This window comes from Aeromicrobium sp. PFPM2_SD2 (assembly GCF_057364525.1).
Window position 1 is genome coordinate 1 of the sequence record NZ_JBNFNZ010000149.1, and the last position, 5406, is coordinate 5406.

The 5406-nt window shown below is 73.0% G+C and carries 4 protein-coding genes and 2 pseudogenes; 2 read left to right on the plus strand and 4 right to left on the minus strand.

Going from position 1 to position 5406, the window contains the following annotated elements; all coding sequences use genetic code 11:
• Positions 1-67: 67 nt before the first annotated feature.
• Positions 68-550 carry a glycerophosphodiester phosphodiesterase family protein gene (locus tag AC2W7G_RS08610; RefSeq protein WP_485868067.1) on the minus strand — a complete coding sequence of 161 codons (483 nt, stop codon included), beginning with the start codon at positions 548-550 and terminating at the stop codon, positions 68-70.
• A 62-nt stretch (positions 551-612) separates the two neighbouring features.
• On the opposite strand from AC2W7G_RS08610, the pseudogene AC2W7G_RS08615 reads away from it, so the two are divergent.
• Positions 613-969 (plus strand): annotated as a pseudogene (locus tag AC2W7G_RS08615) (CG0192-related protein); the annotation flags it as partial.
• Positions 970-1052: 83 nt separating this feature from the next.
• The gene (locus AC2W7G_RS08620) at positions 1053-1229 is read left to right on the plus strand and encodes a hypothetical protein (protein WP_485868068.1); all 177 of its coding nucleotides are present in this window, start codon (positions 1053-1055) and stop codon (positions 1227-1229) included.
• Between the two features lie 4 nt (positions 1230-1233).
• Here AC2W7G_RS08620 and AC2W7G_RS08625 read toward each other — a convergent pair.
• The 3 genes and pseudogenes from AC2W7G_RS08625 to AC2W7G_RS08635 form a co-directional block, all read right to left on the minus strand.
• Positions 1234-2774 (minus strand): annotated as a pseudogene (locus AC2W7G_RS08625) (UDP-N-acetylglucosamine 1-carboxyvinyltransferase).
• Between the two features lie 57 nt (positions 2775-2831).
• Complete coding sequence (locus AC2W7G_RS08630) at positions 2832-3473, minus strand: MBL fold metallo-hydrolase (RefSeq protein ID WP_485868069.1); 642 nt, start codon at positions 3471-3473, stop codon at positions 2832-2834.
• A gap of 90 nt (positions 3474-3563) precedes the next feature.
• Positions 3564-5147, minus strand: coding sequence for a M28 family peptidase (locus AC2W7G_RS08635; RefSeq protein WP_485868070.1), 1584 nt, complete (start codon positions 5145-5147; stop codon positions 3564-3566).
• Positions 5148-5406: the final 259 nt, after the last annotated feature.

Sequence of the window (5406 nt, forward strand, 5' to 3'; positions counted from 1 at the left end):
CCGGCCTCGCGCCACCGGCGCACGGGGGAGAGCCGAAAGGCCGCGACCTCGGTGCCGGCGAAGGACGTCAGGGCCTGCGGGCGGCCGCCCGGGCCCGCTGGATCCGCCGGGTCGAGAACGAGCCGAGGCACACGCGGTCGAGCGCGTCCGCGCGGCGGAGCAGGTCCAAGGCGGGGTCCACGACGTCGTCGGACTTCAGGTCGATGTTGAGCCGGACGTCGGGCAGCTCCTCGAGCACGTCGGCGAGACGGACGAACGGCTCGCGGTCACCGACCCGCAGGCGGCGCACCTCGGCCTCGAGCATCGCCGCGATCGGGCGCTCGGCGCCGGCCAGGCGCAGCAGGTCGGCGTCGTGGCACAGGTAGACGACCCCGTCGCGCGTGGCCCGGACGTCGGTCTCGAGGTGGTCGTAGCCGAGGTCGACCGCGCGGCGGAACGCCACGAGCGTGTTCTCCAGCCCCTCGTTGCCAGGCAGGCCCGCCCCGCCCCGGTGGGCGAACGCGATCGGCCCGTCGACGTCGAGGTAGGGGTGGACGCGGGGGAGTGTCACGCAGGTCACGCTAGCGCCCGGGCCGGGGCGCGGTGCCCCGCGCCACGCCTACGCTGCCGGGCATGGCGATCATCCACGACGCGACGCTGGTCCCGGGCAAGCTCGAGCTCCTGGCCGGCTGGCTGCCGACCCGGACGTGGTGGCGCGGCCACGCGACCGCGCTGACCACGGTGGCGACCTTCCGGCTCGACGACCCCGACGGCGAGGTCGGGATGGAGATTTTCCTGGTGCGTGGCGGCGACGGGCCGCCGGTCCAGGTGCCGCTGACCTACCGCGCCGCCCCGCTGCCCGGGGCCGAGCCGTGGCTGATCGGCACGATGCAGCACTCCGTGCTGGGCGAGCGCTGGGTGCACGACGCGTGCGCCGACCCGGTGTACCTGCGGGCGGTCGCCGCCACGATCGTCGCCGCGGGCCGCGAGGCCGACCAGGAGCTGGTGACGCCGGAGGGTAATCGGCCGCTGGCCGGGTCGGCGTCGGTGCGCGGCGACGCGCGCCGGGACTCGTGGTGCCGGACGTCGAGCGGCCCGAGCCGCAGGACTCCGACGACGCCACGACGGTGCGCCTGGGCGACCACGTGCTGCGGGTGCAGCGCCGCCCCGGGACGTCGTCGGACGTCACCGGGGCGGGGCTTCGGCTCCGCGCCGACGGCGACGAGCTGCTGCTCGCCACCCTCGGCTAGCCTCTCAGATGTCGCGGAAGGTCTCGATGCTGGCGCCCAGGGCGTTCAGGCGCTCGGCGAGGTCCTCGTAGCCGCGGTTGATCACGTACACGCTGCGCAGCACGGACGTGCCCTTGGCCGCGAGCATCGCGATGAGGATGACGACGGCCGGACGCAGGGCGGGCGGGCAGACCAGCTCGGCGCCGCTCCAGTGGGTCGGGCCCTCGATGAGCACGCGGTGCGGGTCGAGCAGCTTCACCTGGGCACCGAGCTTGTTGAGCTCGGTCAGGTAGATGGCCCGGTTCTCGTAGACCCAGTCGTGCAGCAGCGTCTGGCCCTCGGCCGTCGCGGCGATGACCGCGAAGAACGGCAGGTTGTCGATGTTGAGGCCCGGGAACGGCATCGGGTGGATCTTGTCGATCGGGGCCTTGAGCGTCGACGGGTAGGTCGTGATGTCGACCAGGCGCGTGCGCTCGTTCTCGGCGGCGTACTCGGCCGAGCGGTCGTACTGGAAGCCCATCTCCTCGAGCAGGGCGAGCTCGATCTCCATGAACTCGATCGGGACGCGGCGCACCGTGATGCTGGACTTGGTGACGATCGCGGCCGCGAGGAGGCTCATGGCCTCGATCGGGTCCTCGCTCGGCGCGTAGTCGACGTCGACGTTGATGCGCGGCTTGCCGGTGACGCGCAGCGTCGTGGTGCCGATGCCCTCGATCTGCACGCCGAGCTTGGTCAGGAAGAAGCACAGGTCCTGGACCATGTAGTTCGGGCTGGCGTTGCGGATGACGGTGACGCCGTCGTAGCGGGCGGCGGCCAGCAGCGCGTTCTCGGTGACCGTGTCGCCGCGCTCGGTCAGCACGATCGGACGCTCCGGGCCGACGCGGCGGCGGTGGAGGCGTGGTAGCTGCCCTCGGTGGCAACGACCTTGAGGCCGAACGGACGCAGCGCCGTCATGTGCGGCTCGACCGTGCGCGTGCCGAGGTCGCAGCCGCCCGCGTACGGGAGCTCGAACTCGTCGTAGCGCTGCATGAGCGGGCCCAGGAACATGATGATGCTGCGCGTGCGGCGCGCGGCGTGCTCGTCCATGGCGGCGAGGTCGAGCTGCGCGGGCGCGATGAGCTCGAGGTCGTTCTGGTCGTTCATCCAGCGCGTCTTGACGCCGATCGACTCCAGCACCTCGAGCAGGCGGTTGACCTCCTCGATGCGCGCGACCTTGCGCAGCACGGTGCGGCCCTCGTTCAGCAGCGCGGCGCACAGCAGGGCGACACCGGCGTTCTTGCTGGACTTCACGTCGATGGCGCCCGAGAGCGTGGTGCCGCCCGCGACGCGCAGGTGGCTCGGGCCGGACGTGCCGACGCTGACCAGCTCGGAGTCGAGAGCGGCGCCGATGCGCGCGAGCATGTCGAGGGTCAGGTTCTGCTGGCCCTTCTCGATGCGGTTGATCGCGCTCTGGCTGGTGCGGAGCTCGGCGGCGAGCTGGGCCTGGGTCATGCCACTGTGCTGACGGGCGTCGCGGATGAGCGAGCCGATCCTCATGAGATAGTCGTTGTCCCCGGTGGTCTCCATGTCACCCACGTTATCTCAGTCATGAGATATGTCCACATCCGGACGCTGCCGGGTGTGTCACACCTCGGTCGTGTCCTGCGGACCGAGCCGACGGGCGTCGGCCACGCCGCCGAAGCTCTCGGTGTGCTTCCAGTAGATGTCGTACGCGGCGGGCGCGATGGTCGCGTCGTGCACGGGCAGGTAGGTCCCGGGGGAGACCCGCTGCAGGAAGTCGATCGTCTCCGACACCTTCGCCCACGGAGCGCTCAGCGGCAAGGCGAGCACGTCCACGCCCTCGGGAGCGACGAGGTAGCTGTCGCCGGGGTGGAGCAGCGTGGGCTCGCCGGGCGCGGACACCAGGACGCCGACGTTGCCGACCCGCGGCAGCTCGGGGGTGATGACCGCGTGCAGCTCGCCGACGCCGGTCAGCGTGGCGTCGCCGACCGTGACCGCGGTCCCGTCGGACGTCGCCCGCCAGGGCTCGCCCAGCTGCTCGCGGACCTGCGGCTCGGCCAGCAGGACGGCGTCGGGGTTGCGGGCGTGCAGGCCGGGCAGCCGGTCGTGGTCGACGTGGTCGGGGTGCTGGTGGGTGACCACGACGGCGTCCAGGCCGGAGAGCTCGAAGGCGGCGTCCGGGCTGAACACGCCCGGGTCGATCAGCACGCGGGCTCCGCCGGTCTCGACCAGCAGGCAGGCGTGCCCGTGACGGGTGAGGCGCATGCCGCCATCATCGCCCGCCCGGCCCGGCGGGCGCACCCGCACGCACGAGCGTCCGGCCCCGGGACGAGCCGGGACCGGACGCTCCCGCGCTCAGTGGCGCGGACCGTGCTCGGGCGAGCGCCAGGTCTTGCCCTCGTAGTGCTTCCTGCCGTGGTGACCCTTTCCGTGGTGGCCCTTGCCGGGACGGTCGTCACGGCTGAACCCGTCGCGCGAGGTCAGCAGCGTCGCCGTCGCGTAGGCCGCGGCGTCCCCGAGCTCGGACAGCGCCCGGTTGCTCAGGTTGGACAGGTCGTCGCACGCCTGGTGGTAGCACGCGTCGTACGGCTCGCCGGCCGTGCCGCCGTAGACCGCTGCCTGCTCGGGCGTCTTCACGCCCTCGGCACCGCTGAACAGGCCACCCGCCGGGATGCCGGCGGCGATGAACGGCCCGTAGTCGGAGCGTCCGTCGAAGTCGGTCGGCTCCGACGCCAGGCCGCGGCTCTCGAAGTAGTCGGTGAAGACCTCCTCGATCTGCGCCGACCCCTCCGGACCCGCGTCGCCACCCTCGGACCCGTCACCGTCGTAGACGAACCGGACGTAGTTGGGCGAGCCCAGCATGTCGAAGTTGAGGTTGGCGTGGATGGACGCGAGCTCGTCCGGGCTCAGCGAGGCGACGTAGTGCTCGGAGCCGAGCAGGCCGGCCTCCTCGGCGCCCCAGAAGGCGAAGCGGACCGGACGGCGCAGGTCGCCGAAGCCGCGCTCGGCGAGCTCCTCGGCGATCTCGAGCACCGTGCCCGAGCCCGAGCCGTTGTCGTTGATGCCCGGTCCCTCGGTGACGCTGTCCAGGTGGGCGCCCACGACGACGACCTCGTCCTCGGCGAAGTGCTTGCCGCGGTCGTGGCCCCGGCCGTGACCCTTGCCGTGCCCCTTGCCGCGGTGGTGGCGCGAGGGCAGGTCGGCGATGACGTTCTCGGTCTCGCGGGCCAGGTCGGTCTCGGTCTGGGTGGTGACCCGCACCTGGGCCCCGGCGGTCTGCGCGAGCGCCGAGCCGTCGGCGAACGACAGGCCGACGACCGGGACGTCCACCGGCGCGCCGAGCGTGCCGGTCACCAGGTCGGTGCGGCCGGGCTGGCCCTCGTTGAAGATGATCACCGCGTCGTAGCCGGCGGCCACCGCGTTGGCCACCTTCACCGCGAAGTCGCACGAGCCGCGCTGGACGAGCGCGACCGTCGGCGCGGCCGGCGCCGGCGTGAAGTCGGCGGCCTCGCAGCCGGACGTGCTGCTCGGCTCGGGCGACGGCGGCAGCGTCAGGTCGACCGGCACCACGGCGCCGCTGACGTCGCCGCTGCCGGAGTAGGTGAACGAGCCGGTCTCGTACTCGGTCGAGCCGGGCGCGGTCTGGGTGAGCGTCGGCGCGGTGACGTTGCGCCAGAACGGGAAGGTGAACGTCTGGCGCGTCACCTCGTAGCCGGCCCGTTCCAGCCGGTTGGCCACGTAGTCGGCGGAGGCGTCGTAGCCGGGCAGGCCCGACGCCCGGTTGCCCTCGTTCCGGTCGGCGATGCGCTGGAACGCCCGCGCGTGCTTGAGCACGCCGTCGACGGTCACGGCGCGGGCCAGCTGGGTGCCTGGGTCGCGGTCGCGATGTCCCCTGCCGCCGTGCGCGAGGGCCGGCGAGGCGGCCGCGAGGGCGGCCATGACTGCCACGGTGGTGGCAGCGGCGATGGTTCGTCGCATGAGGATCCCCCCTGGATCTGTGGACTGTGCGGGCAACGTAAGCCAGGTCACACCACGGCGTCACGGACTCGGTGCCGAGCGCAACCGAAGTCCGCCGATCCCGCAAGCGACCCGCAACCCCGCACCGGCCGCGGCGGCGACGACCGCGGCCGGGGGCGAGCGGCGCCGGACGCGCGGCGGCCTCCGCGGGGAGCCGGCGTGAGCACGGCCCAGGCGACGG